Source organism: Virgisporangium aurantiacum (assembly GCF_016863635.1).
Taxonomy (GTDB): domain Bacteria; phylum Actinomycetota; class Actinomycetes; order Mycobacteriales; family Micromonosporaceae; genus Virgisporangium; species Virgisporangium aurantiacum.
Map to the genome: position 1 here is coordinate 26,343 of NZ_BOPG01000048.1, position 19,555 is coordinate 45,897.

Here is a 19,555-nt window from a genome sequence, read left to right on the forward strand (position 1 = left end):
AGGACCGTGTGGTTGAGCGCCGCGAGCGTCGAGGTCCGTAGTAACGCAGCGCGACGAATACGCTCCACACCGGTACCGATGAACGGGGTCGAGTTCATCAGGCCGAACGCCGCGTGGGCCAGGACCCGGGCCTCGTCCGTCGTCAGGTGCGGATGCAGCGCGTTGATCACCTCGACCCACACCTCGACGTAGAGCCGCTGCAACCGGCGGATCTTCCGCCGGGGCTCCTCCGGCAGCCGGTCGAGCTCGTGCAGGTGGAGGGCGATCACGGCCGGCTCGTCGAGCGCGAAGTCGACGTGGAACTCCACCAACTCCTCGATCGCGGCCTTCGGGTCGCCCGGATGCCGGTCGACGCACTCCCGGCCCCGGGTGAGCAGCCGGTCGCTCACCGGGATCAGGGCGGCGACCAGCATCGCGTCCTTGCCGGCAAAGTGGTGGTAGAGGGCGGGGCCGGTCACACCGGCGGCGGCGCCGATGTCGTCCATGGACACCCCGTGGTAGCCCCGCGAGGCGAACAGCACCACGGCGATCTGCAGAATCTCGTCTCTGCGGGACCTGGAGCGGCGCGCAGGAGTACCGGCGTCCACAGTCATCGGCACAGCGTAGCGCCGGTGAAGCGACCGGCCCTCAGACCTCCTCGGGGAGGTTCAGCAGGTAATCCATGACCTCGGAGTACTTCGCCGTCGCCACGGCGATGGTGCTGTCGGCCGCGCCGTAGTAGAGGCGAAGGTCGTCGGCCTCCTCGTCGTAGGCCAGCCCGGTGGGGAAGACCACGTTCGGCACGTCGCCGATCCGCTCGTACGAGGCGTCCGGGCCGAGCACCCAACTGGGCGTGCGGCGCAGCACCTTCGTCGGGTCCTCCAGGTCGAGCAGCATGATGCCGACGCGGTAGATCGAGGTCGCCACCATCTGCTTGACGCCGTGGTAGAAGCACAGCCAGCCGTGCGGCGTCTCGATCGGGGGCGGGCCCATGCCGATCCGGGTGGCGTCCCACCAGGGGCCGGTCCGGCTCTGCAGCACCGGTTCCGACGCCGTCCACGACCGGAGGTCGGCCGAGCGCGACAGCCAGACGTCGGCCCGGTGCGACGTCGCCGAGACCGGCCGGTGGAACAGCACGTACTGTCCGTTGATCTTGCGCGGCAGCAGCGACGCGTTCTTGTCCTCCGGCGGCATGATCACGCCGTACGGCTCGACCGACCTGAAGTCCTCGGTCACCGCGAGCGCCACACACGGGCCGCTCGGACCGTAGGCGGTATAGGTGATCGCGTACCCGCCGAGCTCCCGCAGCGGCGTGATGCGCGCGTCCTCCACACCCCAGCAGGTGGTCGGGTCGGCCGGGTCGTCGGCGATCAGGGGCTTGGGCTCGACCCGCCAGCCGGTGCGGCCGTTCTCGCTGCGCGCGACGGCGAGGTGCGAGATGCCGCGCCGGTCCTCGACCCGTGCCAGCAGCACGGTCTCGCCGTTGAGCAGCGCGGCGCCCGGGTTGAACACGCTGTTCATGGGATACGGGAAGTCGGCCGCGCTGAGCACGGGGTTTCCGGGATGGCGGTGGAACAGCTCGGCTTCCTCATGCATCGTGCTGGTCCTTCCAGGTCGAGCGGGTTCCGGCGCGACGGCCAGGCTTTGATTTTGCCCGGTCGGCTGCCAGTAATGTGCCTTTTCGCTCTGGTTTGGCCACAGCGGCCCGGGCATCCGCCGACGGTTCGACCGGCACCCGGTCGGGCAGCGCGGCGAGGCCGGCGGTCAGCAACGCGAGCTCCGCCTGGAGGTGCGCGAGCGTCGACTCGGCGCCCTGGTTCGCGTTGACGCCGTCGGGCTCCAGGCCGTCGTGACAGGCGCCGGTCCGCGCGTCATAGAGGGGGACGCCGATGCGGTTGCGCCCGTGGAACCACTCGTACGCGACCCCGGCGAGGCTGCCGTACCGGGCGTCGCCGGTGTACCGCCACGCCTCGACCATCGCCTCCACCGCCGACGCGGCGTCGATCGGCTGCTCGTCGCCGTCGTCGGCCCAGCGGTCGGGCGCGTCCCGGTGGTGCCAGCGGTTGCCGACGTTGCGCAGCGTGCCGGCGGACAGGCCGGCGTGGTCGGCGTACCAGTCCAGCGCGGTGAGCGCGCGGGCGGCGACGGCGCGGTCGCCGAGCACCTCGGCACCGGCGAGCAGCGCGTGCGGCAGGCGCGCGTTGTCGTAGGTGAGTTCCGGCTCGAACCAGTACCACCCGGCGCCGGCGGAGCCGACCAGCGCCCGGTCCAGAACCGCCACGAGCTCGGCGACCGGACCGACCTGGCCGGCGGCGCACCCGAGCAGCGCGTACGCCACGCTGCGCAGGCCGCAGGACGCCAGGGCCGGCGTGTCGGGTGCGAGGCCGGCGAGCAGCGCGCGGGCCTGCCGGCGTGTCTCCGGCGGAACTCCCGCACCCGCGCTCAGCACCCCGAGCGCCCACACCGACCGGCCGACGTGGTCGCCCGGATGCGGGTCGTCGGTCCACGAGCCGCCGTACGACATGCGGTTGTGCATCACACCCGCGCGGACGGCCGCCGCCAGGAACCGCACCGACATTCCGGCCCACCGCCGGGCCAGGTTGGTGACGTGCGGCGCCGCCGGCGGCGAAAGGTCCAGCAGCCCGGCCGACACGATCGCGAGCCGCGACACGTCGTCGACGTTGTACCCGTGGTCGAGCACGGGGTCGCTGCCCCGGCAGAACTCCACGATGCCGAACTCGTCGGTGAGCCGGCCGAGGTGGTGCAGGCGCAGCCGGGGAACGGGCACCGGTGGCACCGTCGACCGTCCGCTGCCGCGGGCCCGGGCCTCGCGCACGACGTCCCGGATCAGTTCCGCCGCCTGGAGCCCGACGGCCGGCCAGGTCAGGCGCGAACCGCGACGGTCGGCGGCCGCGCGGGTGGCGGCGAGCGCCGGCGGCGAGTCGAGCAGGCCGCTGATGCCGGCCGCCAACCCCGGCACGTCGCGGCACGGCACGAGGACGCCGGTCCCGTCGGAGAGCAGGTCGCTGGCGTAGTGGTAGTCGGTCGACACCACCGGACAGCCGGCGGCGACCGCGAACGTGAGCGCGCCCGAGCAGATCTGCTCCGGCGACACGTACGGCGTCACGAAGATCGTCGTGCGGCGGAGCAGGGCCGACAGTTCGGCCGGGGTGAGGAAGGAGTCGATGAAGTGCACGTTGCCGGCCAGCCCGAGCCGGTTCACCAGGTGGTGCAGGCTCTGCCGGTACGACTCGCCCTCGTGCCGCACGATCTCCGGGTGGGTGGCGCCGGCGATCACGTATCGCGTCCCCGGTTGGCGTTCCACCACCCGGGCCAGCGCGCCGATCGCGTCCTCCAGCCCTTTGCCGGCGCTGACCAGCCCGAACGTCGTGAGCACCGGATCGTCGCCGAGTTGGTCGAGCACCTCGGTCACGTGGCCGCGAAGGTCGCCGCGCGGCGGCACCGCGCGCAGGATCTCCGGCGCGCCGTGCGGCACCACCGTGAGCTGTTCACCGGTCGCGATGCCGGCCCGGATCGCCAGGTGCCGGGCCGTTTCCGTGAACACGGTGACGCGCGCGGCGCCGGCGCACAGCGCCGACAGCGTCGCCGACTGCCCGGTGGTCGGGTGGGTCAGTTGCGTGTGCAGCGTGACCAGGTACGGAATGCCGTGGCGGGTGAGCGCGCGGGTGAGGTGCAGCACGTGCGAGCCGTCCGGCCCGCCGAAGATGCCGTACTCGTGCTGGATCAGCACCGCGTCGACGCCGGCGGCGGCGATGTCGTCGGCGGCGGTCACGTAGCTGGCGATGCGGTCCTGGTCGATCACCGCGACGACCTCGTCGGAGTAGGTCAGGCCGTCGCGGTCGATGGCGACGACGACCGGGTCGAGCCCGTCGGTCAGGGCTTCCCGCAGGTCAGCGGTGTAGGTCGCCAGCCCGCAGCGGCGCGGCAGGTAGGTGGAGACGATGCCGAGCCGGGTCGGAGCAGCAGCACGTTGCATGGGCAGATTGTTACCTGAAAAACAACAAAACATGTCTAAACGGATGAACCCGATCGGCTGATCGTGTCGACGCGCTTGAGCGCGTCGGGCATCCGGTGCGGTCCGGCCATGGCCCGGACCAGGTCGGCCGCGTCGGCCGGCGCGAGGCCACCGGCGGTCACATACAGGGGACGTCGTGAGCTGCCGCGATACACCTCGACGGCATGGGTGGCGGGCTGGAACGGGGTCTTCGCCACGCCGATCACGGGGATGCCGAGCGCGGCCCGGACATGCGCACCGAGGCCCGGGCGGCCGGCCGGATCCAGGGTCACGTAGCCGTCGACGATCAGCAGGTCGAGGCCGGCGGTCTCGGCCAGCACCGCCCGCAGCGGTGGCAGTTCCCGCTCGAAGAACGCGCCCGGTTTGTAGGGCAATGCGATCTCCTGCGTTATCACGTGCTCTTCGGTGATCGGATCGAAGATCGGGCTGGCGGCGACCACGAGCGCCGCCGTCGCTCCCCCGTCTTCCGGGTAGTAAACGTCGACCGCGCCACACCGGAGCATGCGCGAACCCTATTCCGTGCATGACACGCCGCTGGATTGCGTAGGATTTTCGCTTATGGGCGATCCGGTGATCCTGGCCGTCGACGACGAGGCTGATCTGTGCATCCTCATGGACCGCATCCTCAGCCGCCGCGGCTACGCCGTGACCACGGCCGGCGGGGTCACCGCCGCGCTGGACGCGCTGGCCACCATGCCCGCGGCGCCCGACCTGCTGATCACCGACATCAACATGCCCGACGGTCGCGGCATCGACCTGGCCGAGCGGGTCCACGAGAAGGTGGGCGACGTGCCGGTGCTGTACGTGTCCGGCCACAGTCGCGCGCACGCGCAGAGTGCCGGCAACGTCCCGCCCGACTGCGCGATGCTCGAGAAGCCGTTCCTCCCCGACCAGTTGGCCGAGGCCGTGAAGCAGGCGCTGTCAGGCGTCTAGTACTTCCCGCACGGCGGCCAGCAGGTCCTCCTCGGAGAACGGCTTCGCCAGCAGGCTGACCCCCGCCTCCAGCGTGCCGCTCCCGGCGAGCACCGGCCGCGCGTAGCCCGACATGAACAGCACCTTGACGTCGCCGCGCACCGCGCGGACCGCACCGGCCACGTCCTTGCCCAGCACCTGCGGCATCACCACGTCGGTGAGCAGGAGGTGCAGCGGACCGGTGTGGGCGCTGGCCATCCGGATCGCGTGCAGCCCGTCGTCGGCGAGGATCACCTCGTAACCGTTGCGGGCCAGGATGCGCCGGGCGACCTCGCGGATCGCCGGCTCGTCCTCGCAGATCAGCACGGTTTCGCCGGAGCCGGCGCTGCGCAGGACGGCGCCCTTCTCCCCGGTGCGCAACGGCTCGTCGGTGGCCGGCAGCAGGATGGTGACGGTCGTGCCGTTGTTCGGTCGCGAGCTGATCCGGATGCTCCCGGCCGCCTCGGTGACGATCCCGTGCACGGTGGCGAGCCCCAGCCCGCTGCCTTCACCGCGTTGCCTGGTGGTGAAGAACGGCTCGAACGCCCGGGCCATCACCTCGGGCGGCATGCCGGCGCCGGTGTCCGTCACCCGGATCCGCACGTACCGGCCCGGCCAGACCACGTCGGTGTGCTCGGTGAACACCTCGTTCTCGGTGGTGATCGTGATCGTGCCGCCGCCGGGCATCGCGTCGCGGGCGTTGAGGGCGAGGTTCACCAGCACCTGCTCGATCTGCGCCGGGTCGGCCCGGACCAGCCACAGGTCGTCGGCGAGGCGGCAGCGGAGCCCGACATGCTCGCCCAGCGAGCGGCCGAGCAGCCGGTACACGTCGTTGACCACGGCGTTGACCGTCATCGGCCGCGGCCGCGACACCTCCCGGCGGCCGAACGCGAGCAGCTGGTGGGTCAGCGCGATGCCGCGGTCGGCGGCGCTCCGGAGCTGCTCGACGTCGCGGGTGACCGGTCCCCACCGGTCCGGTTCAGCCTCGCCGGCCGAGCCGACCGCCTCGGCCACGAACGCCGCGTAGTTGACGATCACCGCGAGCAGGTTGTTGAAGTCGTGCGCGATCCCACCGGCCAGCTGACCCAGGGACTCCATCCGCTGGTTCTGTTGCAGGAGCCGGCCCAGCCGCTCCTGCTCGGCGATCGCCGTCAGCCGGTCGTTCTCGGCCCGGGCGGTCAGCCGGTCGGTGGCATCCCGGATCGCCGCGGCCACCAGCAGGCCGTCGTCGGTCTGCACCGACGACAGGCTGATGTCGACCGGGACCAGGATGCCGTCCTTGCGCTGTGCCATCAGCTGCTCGTCGCCGTCGCCCATCGGCCGGGTCAACGGCCTGGCGACGTACCTCGTCCGGTGGGCGACGTGCGCCCGGCGCCGGTCGGTGGGCACCAGCATCTCGACCGGCTGGCCGACCAGCTCGTCGCGGTGATAGCCGAACAGGCGCGACGTCTGCGCGTTGACCAGCACGATGAAGCCCTTGGCGTCGGTGACGACGATCGCGTCCGGCGCCGCTTCCAGCACCCCGACGATCTTCGCGTCGGCCAGCTCGTCGGCGCTGACCGCCTGCGAGATCGACGCCACCCCGACGATCTCGCCGTCGTCGTCGGTGATCGGCGACATCGTGATCGACACCTGGATCGGGGTGCCGTCCTTGCGGTGACGCACGGCGCGGTGCCGGTCGATCACCTGACCCCGGCCGACGGCGGCCATGATCGTCTCTTCCTCGACGCGGCGATGCTCGGGGACCAGGTCGGCACCGCGCCGGCCGATCACCTCCTCGGGCCGGAACCCGTAGAGGCGGGTGGCGCCCGGATTCCAGTCGGTGACGATGCCGTCGAGGTTGCGGGCGATGATCGCCTCGTGCGACGACCGCACGATGAGCGCGAGGCGGGCCTCCGCCGCCGCGGCCCGCTTGCGATCGGTGCGGTCGCGGACGACGACGATCGCCGGCTCGCCGTCGCCCTGGTTGACGGTGACCTCGGCCGGCAGCGGCGACCCGTCGCGGCGGAGCGCGTGCTGCTCGCACACCGGCGGCCCGAACGGCGGCATGCGCAGGTCGGGCAGGACCACCTTCACGGGCTGCCCGATCAGTTCGGGCGCGGTGTAGTCGAACAGCCGCAGCGCGCTCATGTTGACGAACTCGATCAGGCCGTCGGCGTCGACGATCAGGATGGGATCCGGCGCCGCCCAGATGTAACCGAGCTGCGGGCTCACCTTTCCGTCCACCCGTCCACGGTAGCGACGTTTGTTCCTAATCGTCGTATTTATTCCATAGCCTGAATTCTTGTTGAACAAAGTAGGGTACGGCGCATGTTGCGCATGTCCACACTGTTCGTGCGTACCCTCCGCGAGGATCCGGCCGACGCCGAGATCCGCAGCCACCGGCTGTTGGTGCGCGCGGGGTACATCCGTCGCGCCGCGCCGGGCGGCTTCAGCTGGCTCCCGCTCGGCAAGCTGGTGCTCGACCGGGTCACCCGGGTCGTCAAGGAGGAGATGGCCGCGATCGGCGCCCAGGAGGTGCTGTTCCCGGCGCTCATCCCGCGCGACGTCTACGACGCCACCGGCCGCACCGACGAGTTCGACCTCTTCGCGATCAAGGACCGGAGTCTCGTGCTCGCGCCCACGCACGAGGAGCTGTTCACGCTCCTCGTGCGCGACGTGCTGGCGTCCTACAAGGACTTCCCCGTCATCCTGTTCCAGACGCAGTGGAAGTTCCGCGACGAGCCGCGGCCCCGCGCCGGCCTGCTGCGCGCCCGCGAGTTCCTGATGAAGGACTCGTACTCGTTCGACCTCGACGACGACGGCCTCGACCGCTCCTACCGGTTGCACCGCGAGGCGTACCAGCGGATCTTCGAACGGCTGGGCCTGCCCGTCGTCCCGGTGAGTGCGATGGCCGGTGCCATGGGCGGGTCCCGGTCGGAGGAGTTCCTGCTGCCGATCGACGCCGGCGAGGACACGTTCGCGTCGTGCGCCGCGTGCGGGTACGCCGCGAACATCGAGGCGGTCGCCGTCCCCGCACCGACGCCCGCCGCCGCGGAACACGGTCCGCTGACGGTCCTCGACACGCCCGACACGCCGACCATCGAGACGCTCGTCGACCGGCTCAACCAGCTGAGGACCTCGGGCCGCGTCGACTGGGCCGCCGCCGACACGCTCAAGAACGTGGTGGTCCGGGTGGAGGCTCCGGGACGCGAACCGGAGCTGCTCGCCATCGGCGTCCCCGGTGACCGCGAGGTCGACCTCAAGCGCGTCGAGGCCGCCCTGCACCCGGCCCGCGTCACCATGTTCGACGACTTCGCGAGCCGGCCCGACCTGGTCAAGGGCTACATCGGTCCGCAGGACATCAAGCTGCGCTACCTGGTCGACCCGCGCGTCGCGCCGGGCACCGCGTGGGTCACCGGCGCCAACGAGGCCGGAAAGCACGCGGCCGACGTCGTGTGCGGTCGCGACTTCGCGCCCGACGGCACCATCGACGCCGCCGACGTGCGCGCCGGCGACCCCTGCCCCACCTGCGCCGGCCCGCTCGCGCTGCGCCGCGGTGTCGAACTCGGGCACATCTTCCAGCTCGGCCGCCGCTACGCCGACGTGTTCGGCCTCGACGCGCTCGGCCCCGATAGCAAGCCGATCCGCATCACGATGGGCTCGTACGGCATCGGCATCTCGCGGCTGGTCGGCGCGCTGGCGGAGGTGTACTCCGACGAGCACGGGCTGGCGTGGCCGAAATCGGCCGCTCCGGTGGACGTCCACCTGCTTGTTCTTGGAAAAAACAAACTGGACGCCGCGGCGGCGCTGGCCGCCGAGCTTGAGCGGGCCGGCCTGCGGGTTCTTCTCGACGATCGGCCCGGGCTCTCGGCCGGGGTCCGGTTCGCCGACGCCGAGCTGATCGGGGCGCCGGCCACCGTCGTGGTCGGCCGCGGTTTCGATCAGGGTGACGTCGAGGTGCGCGACCGGGCGAGCGGACGCCGTGCCGAGGTGCCCGTCGCTCGATTAGTGGCCGACCTCACTGGGTAACCGTTGCCGCATGCAGACGGTCAAAGATGTGATGACGACCGGCGTCGTCTACCTGCCGAGCGAGACCCCGATTGCCGAGGTGGCTCGCACCATGCGTGAGCAGGACATCGGCGACGTCGTCGTGGCAGACGGGCCCAGCCTCGCCGGCATGGTGACCGACCGCGACCTCGTGGTGCGGGCCGTGGCGGAGGGCCGCGACCCGGAGGCCACAACGGTCGGTGAGGTGATGACGCGCGAACTGGTTACCGTGCGTCCAGAGGACACGATCCAGCAGGCGGCGTTGCTGATGCGCGACCGCGCGGTGCGGCGGCTGCTGGTGTGCGACGACGACCAGGGGCTCGTCGGGGTCGTGTCGATCGGCGACCTCGCCGAGCGGATCGACCCGGAATCGGTGCTCGGCGGCATCAGCTCCGCCGACCCGAACAACTAGAGGCTCTTCCTCCCCCTGGAAGAAACGGAACGGGCCCCGCCTCACTGGAGCGGGGCCCGTTCCGCATTACCTGACTGGGAAGGACGTCTGGCGTGGCCCCGCACACGACGGGGCCACATTTAGTAGACGTCCTATGCGGCCGTACGGGTTGTCACCCCGCGGGTGAATCTGGATCCGGATTTCGTCGGATGATGTTTCACGTGCAACATGGGTGCGTGCTCGGAAAGCTCACCACCGAACCCGCCCGCGACCGCGCCGACCTGCTCGCGCCACCCGTCGTCGAGGCACTGGCCACCTGGTCCGTCGACGACGTGCTCGTCGCGCCGATCGACCCCGACCTCGCCGACACGGCCGCGTTCTGCGCCGCCTACGACGTCGGGATGGAGGAGTCGGCGAACTGCGTCGTGGTCGCCGGCAAACGCGAAGGCGTGACGCGGTACGCGGCGTGCGTCATCCTCGCCACCACCCGCGCCGACGTGAACGGCGTCGTCCGCCGGATGCTCGACGTCCGCAAGGCCAGCTTCGCGCCGATGGCCGAGGCGGTCGAGTTGACCGGCATGGAGTACGGCGGCATCACGCCCATCGGCCTGCCCGCGGAGTGGCCGGTCCTGGTGGACTCGCGGGTGGCCGCCACCGCCCGGGTGATCATCGGCAGCGGCATCCGCGGCAGCAAGATCGAGTTGCCGGGCGCCGCACTGGCCGACCTGCCCGGCGCCCAGATCGTCGAGGACCTGGCCAAAGCGGCGCCGGCCGCCTAGGCGCCCCTTGGCCGCCGCCGCGCCTGGCCGCCGCGCCTGGCCGCCGCGCCTGGCCGCCGCGCCTGGCCAGCCGCGCTAGGCGAACGCCTTCAGGGCGGTCAGCGCTCGGTCGACGTCGGCCTCGTCGGTGGCGATGCTGGTGCCGAAGCGCACCAGCGCCGTCGGGTAGGGGGTCACGCTGGCCACCACCCGGTGGCGGTCGCGCAGTTCACGCACGGCGGCGTCGGCCGTCTTGCCACGGACGGTGCAGCACACCACGCCGGCCGACAGCGCCGGTGACCGCGGCGTCACCAGGGTGACGTGACCGAGGTCCTTGATGCCGTCCTTGAGTCTGGTCGCCAGTTGCTCGGTGCGGTCGGCGATCCGGTCGGCGCCGATGCGGCGGTGCAGGTCGAACGCGGCGGTGAGCGCCCAGCGGTACTCGAACGTGTGGTAGCCGCCGGGCGTGGCCAGGTCGCCGGGCGGAACCGGCTGCGGGCGTCCGGTGATCCACGAGCCGATCGCCGCACGGCTGAACGACGGCACCACCGGCGTGTACCGGTCCCAGCCGGCCTTCGTCCCCCACAGCACGCCGGTACCGCGCGGGCCGAACAGCCACTTGTGCCCACCCGAGACGAAGAAGTCGACCTTCAGGTCGCCGGGGCGTTCGCGGCGCGCCCCGAACCCGTGCACCGCGTCGACGCACACAAGCGCCCGCGTACGCGACCGGATCAGGTCGGACATCGCCGCGACGGGCAGGCGCACGCCCGTCCCCGAATGAACCCATGTCAAAGCGACGACCGCGACCTGCGGCGACAACGCCGCGCCCAACGCGGACAGGATCTCGTCTTCGGTGGCGGTGGCCGGATCGCGGTAGAGCCGGACGCGGCGCACGGTGCATCCGGTGCGGACGGCGAGCAGTCGCAGGGTCTCGTGGGTGGCGTAGAAATCGTGCTCGGTCGTGAGGATCTCGTCGCCGGGTGCGAGCTTGAGGCCGCTGTACAAGAGGCCCAGGCCGGCGGTGGTGGAGTCGGTGAACGCGGTTCCGCCCTCGTCGCCGCCGAGGTAGGTGTGCGCGGCCTCGGCGACCTCGGCCTCCAGCCGGCTCTCGTCGCTGGCGAGGAAGCCGACCGGGTCGCGGTCGAGTTTCGCGGCGAACTCGGTGATCGCCTCCCGCACCGACGCCGGATGGCTGGCGAACACGAAGGCGGCGAAGTTCGCGTCGGCGCCGCTGAGCGGGAACTGCGCCTTGACGCTGGCCCAGCTCGACGGGTCGAGATCCTTCAAGGCATTGGCGCCCGGGCGGTTCTCTTTGTCGACGGTGCAGGCGGTGGTGGTGGCGATCAGGGCGGAGGTGGCTATCAATCCACGCCGGGTGACCATGCCCTCATCGTGGAGTGGTCAGGCCAGCGGTTCAAGGGCCGGCCGCTTCGGCTCCACCAGGTCACCGGACGACCTGCCGGTGAGGCGCCGCTTGATCCACGGCGCCAGGTGCCGGGTGGCCCAGCGGGCGTCGGCGGCCCGCGCCCGCGTCCAGCTCAGCCGTTCCGGCGGGGGGACGGCCGCCAGCCAGCCCGGTTCCGCCGGCACACCGAGCGCACCGAGGACGTGGGCGGCCACCCGGCGGTGACCCCCCGCCGACAGGTGCAACCGGTCGACGCTCCACATGCGGGTGTTGCGGAACGCCTCGTCGCCCCACAGGTCGACCACCAGCGCACCGTGGCGCTCGGCGGTGGCCGACACCGCACGGTTCATCAGTTCGACGCGCGGACCGACGATGCGACCGCCGGGAAGGCGGGCGGTGATGTCGGCCCACCGGAACAGGACCACGTCGGCGCCGGTGGCGCGCAGGTCGCGGACGGTGTCGTCGAACCGCTGGATCAACACCTCCGGCTGGAACCCGCGCCGGAGCGCGTCGTTGCCACCGGCGGCGAACGTGATCAGGTCGGGCTTCATCGCGACGGCGGCCGGTACCTGCTCTTCGACCACGCGCGGGAACAGGCGACCCCGAACGGCGAGGTTGGCGTACCGGAACTCGTCGCCGGTCTTGGCCAGCTGAGCTGCCACCAGGTCGGCCCAGCCCCGGTACCCACGGCCGTCTTCATACGGATCGTCCATGCCCTCGGTGAAACTGTCGCCGAGCGCGACGTAACTGCGCCACCGCATCCGTTCATCCTTACAGCCGGTGGTACAGACCAACACCGGGTTTCCGTGTGGGCTGCATTACCCGCGTTACCCGCAAGAGGGACACGCTCTGTAACTGCGCAACTGGCGTACGTAGAGTGCGGGTCATGACGGGGGGTGACGGTTTTGTCCTCGGTGTCGATTTCGGCACGTCGAACACGGTCGCGATGTTGCGCCGGCCCGACGGGCGGGTCACTCCGTTGCTCTTCGACGGCACGCCCGTGCTGCCGTCGGCCGTGTTCGCGGCGCCCGACGGCACGCTGTTCGTCGGCCGGGACGCCCTGCACCACGGCCGGCACCGGCCGGACGGTCTCGAACCGAACCCGAAACGGCGCATCGACGACGGAACCGTGCTGCTCAGCGGCGTCGGCTGCGCGGTGCCCGATCTGGTCGGCGCGGTGCTCGGCCGGGTGGCCGACGAGGCGACCCGCGTCGCCGGCCACCGCCCGGAGACGCTGGTGCTGTCGCACCCGGCCGGCTGGGGGCCGGTCCGCCGGCTGACGCTGAGCGACGCGGCCGACGCTGTGGGGCTGCCGCAGCCGGTGTTCGTGCCGGAACCGGTGGCGGCGGCGATGTACTTCACGTCGGTGCTGCGCGGCAGCGTGCCGGCGGGCGCCGCCCTGCTCGTCTACGACCTCGGCGCCGGCACGTTCGACGTCACCGTGCTGCGCGCCGGCTCCTCGTTCGAGGTCCTCGGCAGCGACGGCCTCGACGACGTCGGCGGCCTGGACGTCGACGCCGCCGTGGTCGCCTGGCTGCGCGACCAGTACGACGACGCCACCTGGGAACGGCTGACCCGACCGGTGTCGGACGAGGACCGCCGGCTCCGGCTGGACCTGTGGGCGGAGGCCCGGGTCGCCAAGGAGATGCTGTCGCGCACCGCGGCCGTGCTGATGCGCCCGCCGCTGCTCGACCAGGAGATCCCGCTGACGCTCGCCGAGTTCGAGCGGATCACCCAGCCGCTGATCGACCGCACCGTCCGCACTGCACAGGGCCTGGCCCGCTACTGCGCGGTGACGGCGGCGCAGGTGCTGCTCGTGGGCGGGTCCAGCCGCATCCCGCTGGTGGCGACGGCGCTGCACCGGGCATTCGGTGTCGCGCCGACGGTCACCGAGCAGCCCGAGACCGTCGTGGCCGAGGGCTGCGTGTTCGCGCCCGTCGTCCCCCCGCCGAATCCACCGGCCACCGCTCTGATCCAGGGCGACCACGACCCGGTCGCGCTGAGCACCGTGCTCCCGATCGGCGCCGGCCTGACCACCGAACCCTTCACCGGCGACTTCGAACCGGCTCCCGGCGCGCTACCGGCCGCGCCGCTCGGTCGCAGCGTGCTGCCGGCGGTGCCCAGCCAGGGCGGCGCGCCCGCACCAGCATCAGCGCCGTCGCCGCTGTCGCCGGCACCATTGCCGTCGCCGTCGCCGGCACCGTCCCCGGGAGCCGCGCCGAGCGCCCGATTGCGGACCGCATCGGTCGCGACGCTGCCGGCCAGCGCACTTCCGCCGGGCACGATCCCGGAGGCCCGCGCCGGCGAAGCAAGCGTGGCGACCGGATTGTTGTGGCCACCGCTGCCGCCCACCATCGCGTCGCATCCGTTGGCGGCCACCCCCGAGTCGACGGCCGACACCGCGCGGTTGATCCCCGCCACGCAGGGCACGCCCCGCAACGCCGGCCCGGCTCGCCAGATGAGCCTCGGACCGACGACAGCGCCCAACCGGAACTGGCCGAGCCTCACGCCCCCGCGGGACGACCCGGGCACCCCCGAGAAGCGGCCGGCCAGCACCGGCGGCAAGTCCACCTCGCCCGCAAAGCCGCCGCCTCCCCCGCCGGACTCCCCGGCCCCGCTCGGCTCCCCGGAGGCTCTATCGGCCCCGATGGCACCCTCGGCTCCCCCAGCGCCGTCGGCGGCGTCGGCTCCCCCGGCCGCGCTGGACTCACCGGCCTGGCCGGCCTGGCAGGCGGCGTCGGCTCCCGCGGCCCCGCCGGACTCCCCGGCCCGGCCAGCACCGTCGGATCCCCCGGCCCCGCCCGACCCCCCGACCTGGCCAGCAGCATCCGCTCCCGCAACCCCACCCGACCCCCCGACCTGGCCCGCAGCGTCCGCCCCCGCGGCCCCGGCGGACTCCCCGACCTGGCCTGCAGCGTCGGCTCCCCCGGCCCCGCCGGGACCGCCGGTGGTGCCGCGGCAGGCGCGGCCGGTGCGAGCGGCGGCGTCGGTCGAGGCCGAGCCGGCGCCACCGACGCGAGGGCGGTCGGCGCAGCGGGGCCAGGCACAACAGGGCCAGGCACAAGAGGGCCAGGAACAGCCGGGGCAGTCACAGCAGGAGCAGTCACAGCAGGGCCGGGCACAACAGGGCGAGGCACGGCGGGCACAGCAAGGCCAGACACAGCAAGGCCAGGCACAGGAGGGCCAGGCGCGGGTACGGTCGGCGCGGCGGGGGCGGGCGCGGGTGGCGATCGCGCTGTTGTCGGTCGTTGTGTTGCTTGCGGCAGCGGCGGTCACGTTGATTGTCACGGTGCCGACCGGGCGGGACCGGTTCGGGGCCACGTCGCCGTCGGCCGGGCCGGCGTTTCCGACGTGGGCGGTGCGGTACGCGGACTCGCTCGCCACGCAGCGGGGCTGGTCGGCGACGGCAGATCTGAACGAGAAGGTCGAGTGTGTCTTCCGGAACGGGCGGCTCGAGATCGATATGCGCAAGGGTGGCATTTTCCGCTGCCCCGGCCAGCGCGACGAGCTCACCGACTTCGCCCTGCGGATGGACGTGTTCCTGCTCGACGGGCAGGCCTGCGCCGGCATCTGGTTCCGGCGCGGCACGCACGAGGGTGGCAAGGATTCCAGCTACGTGCTGAAGATCTGCCGCACCGAACTGGTTCTCGGGCATCATCATGCCGACGGGAACATCGCCGAGTTTGCCCGGTTCCGGATCGACGAGTTGGGCACCGGCACGCGGTCGGTGGTCGGGCTGGCGGTCCGAGGTGGCGACATCTCCCTGTACCTGGACGACAGGTTCGTCGGCGCGCACCATGATGCGGCCTTCGCCGACGGGCGGGTGGCGCTCGGCATCGCGGTCGCCCGTGATCTCGGCGCCGGGCGGGTCGGATTCAGCAACATCGAACTCCGCACGCCGTAGGAGCGTTGGCTACGCTTGGCGGGTGCTCCAGGCATTGAGCACCCTCGTGGCGGGCTGCTGGCCGGCCAACGACATGGTGTCCCTCACCGCGATCGCGGCCATCGCCGTGCTCGCGGTCCTGGCCGCCGGCGCTCTGCGCCGGGCCGCCGTTGTCGGCGGCAACGCGAACGGGCCACGCACGGCGGTGGTGGTCGCTCCGGGGTGGACGCACGGCGTCCCCCGGCATTCTGATCCGGACGCGGCCGGAAGGCCGCGGCCGCGCGCGCCCACCGCGAGCCCGGCCGCGTAGCAGCCGCCCGACCTCGACAAAACCGCGCCTGCCGCGCGGCCTCCCGTGCTGTCCAGCCGACAACCCGGAGGTTCGCGATGTCTTTGACCATGCCCTCGTTCGCGCCGCTCGACGCGGCCACCAACGTTGCCTACGACCTGCTCGCCGCGCTGACCGCGGCGCTCTCACCGATCGACGGCGGCGCCGCCACCGTGATCGCGATCGTGCTGTTCACCGCGCTGGTGCGGCTCGCGCTGGTGCCGCTGTCGAAGCGGCAGGTGCGGGCGCAGAAGGCGCAGACCGCGCTGCTTCCGCGCCTGCGCGAACTGCAACAGAAGCACCGGTCGGAGCCGGACCGGCTGCGCACCGAAATGACCAACCTGTACGCCGAGTCGGGCACCAGTCCGCTCGCTCCGTTCCTGCCGGCGCTGCTGCAGGCGCCGGCGTTCATCGTGCTGTACCACGTGTTCACCGGCACCGGGGCGCTGCTGTCGGCGACGCTGTTCGGCATTCCGCTGACCGCGCACGGGCTCGCGGCGGGATGGCTGCTCGTCGCGCTGGTGGGCGGGCTGCTGGCGGTGGCCACGGTGTCGGCGCTGCGAACACTCCGGGCCGGGCAACCCCGGTGGACGCTGGCACTGCCGTACCTCACGGTGGTGCCGGCGGTGGTAATGCCGGTTGCGGCCGGCGTCTATCTGCTGACGTCGGTGACATGGACGGCCGTGGAACAGGTGGTGCTCAGGCGCTAGTCCTCGGGCACGGATACCTGCCGCTGGCGGCGGCGATCGGCTTCGAGCATGCCGTCGCGGACGGCCAACCGGATCACCCAGTAGAAGCCATACAGCGCGATTGCGGTGAAGATCAGACCGAGGAGAGAAGCAAGCGCCGAGCCCATCACTCGACGGTAATCGCCCGGCCGCGAGCTGTCATGCTCAATGCTGTTCGCGGCCGGCTCGGTTTGCGGTGATCGATGGCTTCGGCCCGGTGACTGAATGACCCGTTTGGTCTAAATATCACGATGCACGAATTGCCACGGCCGTTCGTCGGCCGGTGCTCCATCGGCGACATCGAGTTCGGCGCCAAACCTCAAGCGCACAGGCGACCCCGTCCACACTCGATCAGCACGGCGACGCCGCAGAAGTCAATGAAGCGACGGTGATCACCGCCAATGCGTCGACGGCGCATGCACGGCCGCTGGTTCAGCGTCTCCGGTGACCACCGGCCGGCAGATCCCCGACATCCGCACGAACCCGAGCCCGATTTGGGTATTTTGAGGCCATGACAGTATATTTGGCCGAGCCCGAAGCCCAGATCGAGGCACCGCTGGACACTGTCCTGCTACTCATGGTCGAGGGAATCAACAGCCTGGTAAACCCGATCCAGGACGGCTCACCCATCAACCTGTTCGTACGCGGCATCCTGCTGAGCGGCCAGATCATCCCCGACTGGCAATGGTTCGAGGAGCAGGCCAACCTGAACCCGGGCGCCCCCGAGGCCATGATCGCCGAAATCCTGAAGGAGAAGCGCGACCGGGTCCGCCACCTCCGCGATCGCGGTCCGACCGACTTGACGCCGGAGCAGCACGAGGAGGCGCTGGCCCAGCCGGCGTTCATTCACCTGAAGAACTGCCGGGTGTTCATGCCGCAGCCGGTGCCGTCGAGCGGAGACTTGTACTGGCGGGGCAGGCTGGCCGACATCTCGGGATGGTCCTACGGCCAACTCATCCCGTCGACCTGATCCACGACGATCGCGGGCGCCTCTTCAACAAGGCGGGCACGGAGGTACGTAATCGCGGTCGAATTACGTATGTGAGTGCCCGGTATTGCGTCGTCCTTGTCGCGACGCCTTACGCGCCGCGTCCGGGATCTTGATCCTTCGCTGCACGCTTGAGCCGGCCAGCGTCGGCCTCCTTCGAAAGGCCGGGGTGTTGCCTTGGAAGAGAGCGACGATGGCGGTGTGGTCGAAGACGCGGGTCTCGATCACGCGGCGGGCTTGCCGTAATAGCGGCGGATCTCCTCGTCACGCCGGGCTAGCTCGGCGTCGAACTCCGCCTGCTCCTCTGGAGTGGTCTCCGGCAAACGTTCCCACCCCAGCGCGACACGCAGGCGTTCGGCACTGGCACTGGGCTCTGTGCGCTCCGACGACGGCTGGCTCATAGATAGACGGTATCAACGCAGGGTGGTGCTCGGTGACCTCGAAACGGTCGGCCCCATCGGCCAGGTCCCGCTGATCGTGACACTCCTCCACCCTGACCGTCCTGTCTGCCGTCGACCCACCTGCAAGGGAGCAGGCGGGCGCTAGCGCCACCGCGACGACGAAACTGTGACAGACCACTCCACGATCCGGCTCACGGCCGACACCTACGGACACGTCCTGCCAGCACCGGGCGCGCAACGCCGCCGAGGCAACGGATCGCCTGCTCGGAGAGGAGCCAGCCTGACGGCTTGGCTGTACGAATGGCTGCACCCGGCCCTAGACCAGACCAAGTATCGCCTCGTGGAGACGAGGGGACTTGAACCCCTAACCCCTGCCTTGCAAAGGCAGTGCTCTGCCAGTTGAGCTACGCCCCCGGTGGCAACCGTGCCAGAACTCCAGCACCGTTACCGGTCAATGATCGCTCGGCCGCCACCCAACGGCAATCGGCCGCTGCGGCAGTGGAGAACCGGACTAGCGCAGGTCGGGAGCGGTGGTGGCCTCGTGCCAGAGGGCGCGCTCCTCGTTGGCCGAGCGCACCTTGCGGAACACCACTGCGGCTACTCCGAGCACGCCAGCAACGATGAGAAGCTTCTTCAGCATGGCGTGTCTCCTCAAGGATTCAACTGGTGGGGCTAGATGGAATCGAACCATCGACCTCAGAGTTATCAGCTCTGCGCTCTAACCGACTGAGCTATAGCCCCGAAGCACTCTCAGCAGCGACGAGCAAGGTTACCGCACGCCCCCCGCACGCCTCAAACCGGTATCCCGTCCGGCAATCTTGAAGGCCCACGCGATCGGCGGGCCTTCACTATCGACGAGGGGTCAATCCTTCTCGGCCAGCGTCAGCTCGATGCCGCCGACCAGGTCGGCGCACACGTTGTAGATGAACGCGCCGAGCGTGGCGAGTGCCGTGAACAGGACCACGTTGACCGCGCCCAGCAGGGCCGAGCCGCCGACGACGCCCTTAGCCGTGATCTTGAAGCCGTCGCCGGCGGTGCCGCCCGCGTTGCCGACGAGTTCGGCCAGGGCCTTGTTGACCTCGTCGAAGACGCCCATGGCGTCGAGGGCCAGGTACAGCACCGAGGTGGCGACCACGGCCACGAAGAACAGCACCAGCGACACCGCGAACGAGAACTTCATCATCGACCACGGGTCGATCCGCTTGATGTGGAGGCGGGCCCGTCGGGTGCCGCCGGCGCCGGCGCGACTGGACGCGGCACCGGCGACGGTTGCCCGGGCGGCGCGCACGGCCTCGGTGACCCGGGCGGCGCCCGTGATGGGGCCGGTGGTCTCGCGGTCGTGCTCGGTGCCGGGTGGACGGGCACCGACGCTCGCCGCGCCGCGTGCCGACGCCCCGACGGGACGGCCGGCCGCACCGACGCCCGTCGGCAGTGCCTGGGTGCCCACGGAGTCGCCGCCCTGGGACGGCACCAGCACGTCGGGCGGGGGTGCCATGCCGGGCGCCCGGGTGAACGCCGGAGCGGACCCGGTAGCTTCACCGACGACCGCCCGACCGACGACGGCCCGACCGGCCGCGGAACCGGACACCGGGCGCGGCGGCCCGGACGTCGGCGCCGGCGAACCGGATGCGGCGCCGGCCGGTGGTGGCGGGAAGAACACCGGCCCGGCCACCGGAGG

The 19,555-nt window shown here is 71.4% G+C and carries 18 protein-coding genes, 2 tRNA genes and 1 pseudogene; 8 read left to right on the forward strand and 13 right to left on the reverse strand.

Features of this window, described 5'->3' with window-relative positions; translation table 11 throughout:
• Window positions 1-14: 14 nt before the first annotated feature.
• The 4 genes and pseudogenes from Vau01_RS35630 to Vau01_RS35645 form a co-directional block, all read right to left on the reverse strand.
• Window positions 15-593, reverse strand: a pseudogene (locus Vau01_RS35630) (TetR/AcrR family transcriptional regulator); the annotation flags it as partial.
• Between the two features lie 34 nt (window positions 594-627).
• On the reverse strand, window positions 628-1,575 hold the full coding sequence (locus Vau01_RS35635; RefSeq protein WP_204002425.1) for a glycoside hydrolase family 130 protein: 948 nt from the start codon (window positions 1,573-1,575) through the stop codon (window positions 628-630).
• Window positions 1,568-3,976, reverse strand: coding sequence for a glycosyltransferase (locus tag Vau01_RS35640; protein ID WP_204002426.1), 2,409 nt, complete (start codon window positions 3,974-3,976; stop codon window positions 1,568-1,570). Before Vau01_RS35640 ends, Vau01_RS35635 begins: the two co-directional genes overlap by 8 nt.
• Before the next feature lie 35 nt (window positions 3,977-4,011).
• A complete protein-coding gene (locus Vau01_RS35645) occupies window positions 4,012-4,518 on the reverse strand; it encodes an endonuclease V (RefSeq protein ID WP_204002433.1) in 507 nt (168 codons plus the stop codon).
• Window positions 4,519-4,573: 55 nt separating this feature from the next.
• On the opposite strand from Vau01_RS35645, the gene Vau01_RS35650 reads away from it, so the two are divergent.
• Window positions 4,574-4,948 (forward strand): response regulator, encoded by a 375-nt coding sequence (locus Vau01_RS35650; RefSeq protein WP_204002436.1) that lies wholly within the window; start codon window positions 4,574-4,576, stop codon window positions 4,946-4,948.
• Here Vau01_RS35650 and Vau01_RS35655 read toward each other — a convergent pair.
• Window positions 4,937-7,192, reverse strand: coding sequence for a PAS domain S-box protein (locus Vau01_RS35655; protein WP_204002439.1), 2,256 nt, complete (start codon window positions 7,190-7,192; stop codon window positions 4,937-4,939). The genes Vau01_RS35650 and Vau01_RS35655 overlap by 12 nt on opposite strands.
• 84 nt (window positions 7,193-7,276) lie before the next feature.
• Here Vau01_RS35655 and Vau01_RS35660 point away from each other — a divergent pair, with 84 nt between their 5' ends.
• From Vau01_RS35660 to Vau01_RS35670, 3 genes are all read left to right on the forward strand, one after another.
• Entirely contained in the window at window positions 7,277-8,977 is a 1,701-nt protein-coding gene (locus Vau01_RS35660) for a proline--tRNA ligase (protein WP_204002442.1), read from the forward strand.
• Between the two features lie 10 nt (window positions 8,978-8,987).
• Entirely contained in the window at window positions 8,988-9,407 is a 420-nt protein-coding gene (locus tag Vau01_RS35665) for a CBS domain-containing protein (protein ID WP_204002445.1), read from the forward strand.
• A gap of 188 nt (window positions 9,408-9,595) precedes the next feature.
• Window positions 9,596-10,165 carry a YbaK/EbsC family protein gene (locus Vau01_RS35670; RefSeq protein WP_444546048.1) on the forward strand — a complete coding sequence of 190 codons (570 nt, stop codon included), beginning with the start codon at window positions 9,596-9,598 and terminating at the stop codon, window positions 10,163-10,165.
• A gap of 75 nt (window positions 10,166-10,240) precedes the next feature.
• Here Vau01_RS35670 and Vau01_RS35675 read toward each other — a convergent pair whose 3' ends face one another.
• Window positions 10,241-11,527 carry an aminotransferase class V-fold PLP-dependent enzyme gene (locus Vau01_RS35675; protein ID WP_204002449.1) on the reverse strand — a complete coding sequence of 429 codons (1,287 nt, stop codon included), beginning with the start codon at window positions 11,525-11,527 and terminating at the stop codon, window positions 10,241-10,243.
• Between the two features lie 18 nt (window positions 11,528-11,545).
• Window positions 11,546-12,310, reverse strand: coding sequence for an SGNH/GDSL hydrolase family protein (locus Vau01_RS35680; RefSeq protein WP_204002451.1), 765 nt, complete (start codon window positions 12,308-12,310; stop codon window positions 11,546-11,548).
• 125 nt (window positions 12,311-12,435) lie between these two features.
• On the opposite strand from Vau01_RS35680, the gene Vau01_RS35685 reads away from it, so the two are divergent.
• The 3 genes from Vau01_RS35685 to Vau01_RS35695 all read left to right on the forward strand — a co-directional run bounded on the left by Vau01_RS35685 (window position 12,436) and on the right by Vau01_RS35695 (window position 16,470).
• Window positions 12,436-15,453 carry an Hsp70 family protein gene (locus tag Vau01_RS35685; protein ID WP_204002453.1) on the forward strand — a complete coding sequence of 1,006 codons (3,018 nt, stop codon included), beginning with the start codon at window positions 12,436-12,438 and terminating at the stop codon, window positions 15,451-15,453.
• A gap of 22 nt (window positions 15,454-15,475) precedes the next feature.
• A complete protein-coding gene (locus tag Vau01_RS35690; RefSeq protein ID WP_204002455.1) occupies window positions 15,476-15,742 on the forward strand; it encodes a DUF6412 domain-containing protein in 267 nt (88 codons plus the stop codon).
• A 77-nt stretch (window positions 15,743-15,819) separates the two neighbouring features.
• A complete protein-coding gene (locus Vau01_RS35695; RefSeq protein ID WP_239152117.1) occupies window positions 15,820-16,470 on the forward strand; it encodes a YidC/Oxa1 family membrane protein insertase in 651 nt (216 codons plus the stop codon).
• Here the strand turns inward: Vau01_RS35695 and Vau01_RS35700 are convergent.
• The gene (locus tag Vau01_RS35700; protein WP_204002457.1) at window positions 16,467-16,616 is read right to left on the reverse strand and encodes a hypothetical protein; all 150 of its coding nucleotides are present in this window, start codon (window positions 16,614-16,616) and stop codon (window positions 16,467-16,469) included. The two genes, Vau01_RS35695 and Vau01_RS35700, sit on opposite strands and share 4 nt — an antisense overlap.
• 395 nt (window positions 16,617-17,011) lie before the next feature.
• Here Vau01_RS35700 and Vau01_RS35705 point away from each other — a divergent pair, with 395 nt between their 5' ends.
• The gene (locus Vau01_RS35705) at window positions 17,012-17,458 is read left to right on the forward strand and encodes a GvpU-like protein (protein ID WP_204002460.1); all 447 of its coding nucleotides are present in this window, start codon (window positions 17,012-17,014) and stop codon (window positions 17,456-17,458) included.
• Between the two features lie 242 nt (window positions 17,459-17,700).
• On the opposite strand, the gene Vau01_RS35710 is transcribed toward Vau01_RS35705, so the two are convergent.
• The 5 genes from Vau01_RS35710 to Vau01_RS35725 all read right to left on the reverse strand — a co-directional run bounded on the left by Vau01_RS35710 (window position 17,701) and on the right by Vau01_RS35725 (window position 19,537).
• Window positions 17,701-17,877 carry a hypothetical protein gene (locus tag Vau01_RS35710; RefSeq protein WP_204002463.1) on the reverse strand — a complete coding sequence of 59 codons (177 nt, stop codon included), beginning with the start codon at window positions 17,875-17,877 and terminating at the stop codon, window positions 17,701-17,703.
• Between the two features lie 341 nt (window positions 17,878-18,218).
• A tRNA-Ala gene (locus tag Vau01_RS35715) sits at window positions 18,219-18,291 on the reverse strand.
• A gap of 97 nt (window positions 18,292-18,388) precedes the next feature.
• The gene (locus tag Vau01_RS63775) at window positions 18,389-18,517 is read right to left on the reverse strand and encodes a DLW-39 family protein (protein WP_239152118.1); all 129 of its coding nucleotides are present in this window, start codon (window positions 18,515-18,517) and stop codon (window positions 18,389-18,391) included.
• A 24-nt stretch (window positions 18,518-18,541) separates the two neighbouring features.
• A tRNA-Ile gene (locus tag Vau01_RS35720) sits at window positions 18,542-18,618 on the reverse strand.
• A 121-nt stretch (window positions 18,619-18,739) separates the two neighbouring features.
• Window positions 18,740-19,537: a DUF3566 domain-containing protein gene (locus Vau01_RS35725; protein ID WP_373320351.1), complete on the reverse strand. Its 798-nt coding sequence runs from the start codon at window positions 19,535-19,537 to the stop codon at window positions 18,740-18,742.
• Between the last annotated feature and the right edge of the window lie 18 nt (window positions 19,538-19,555).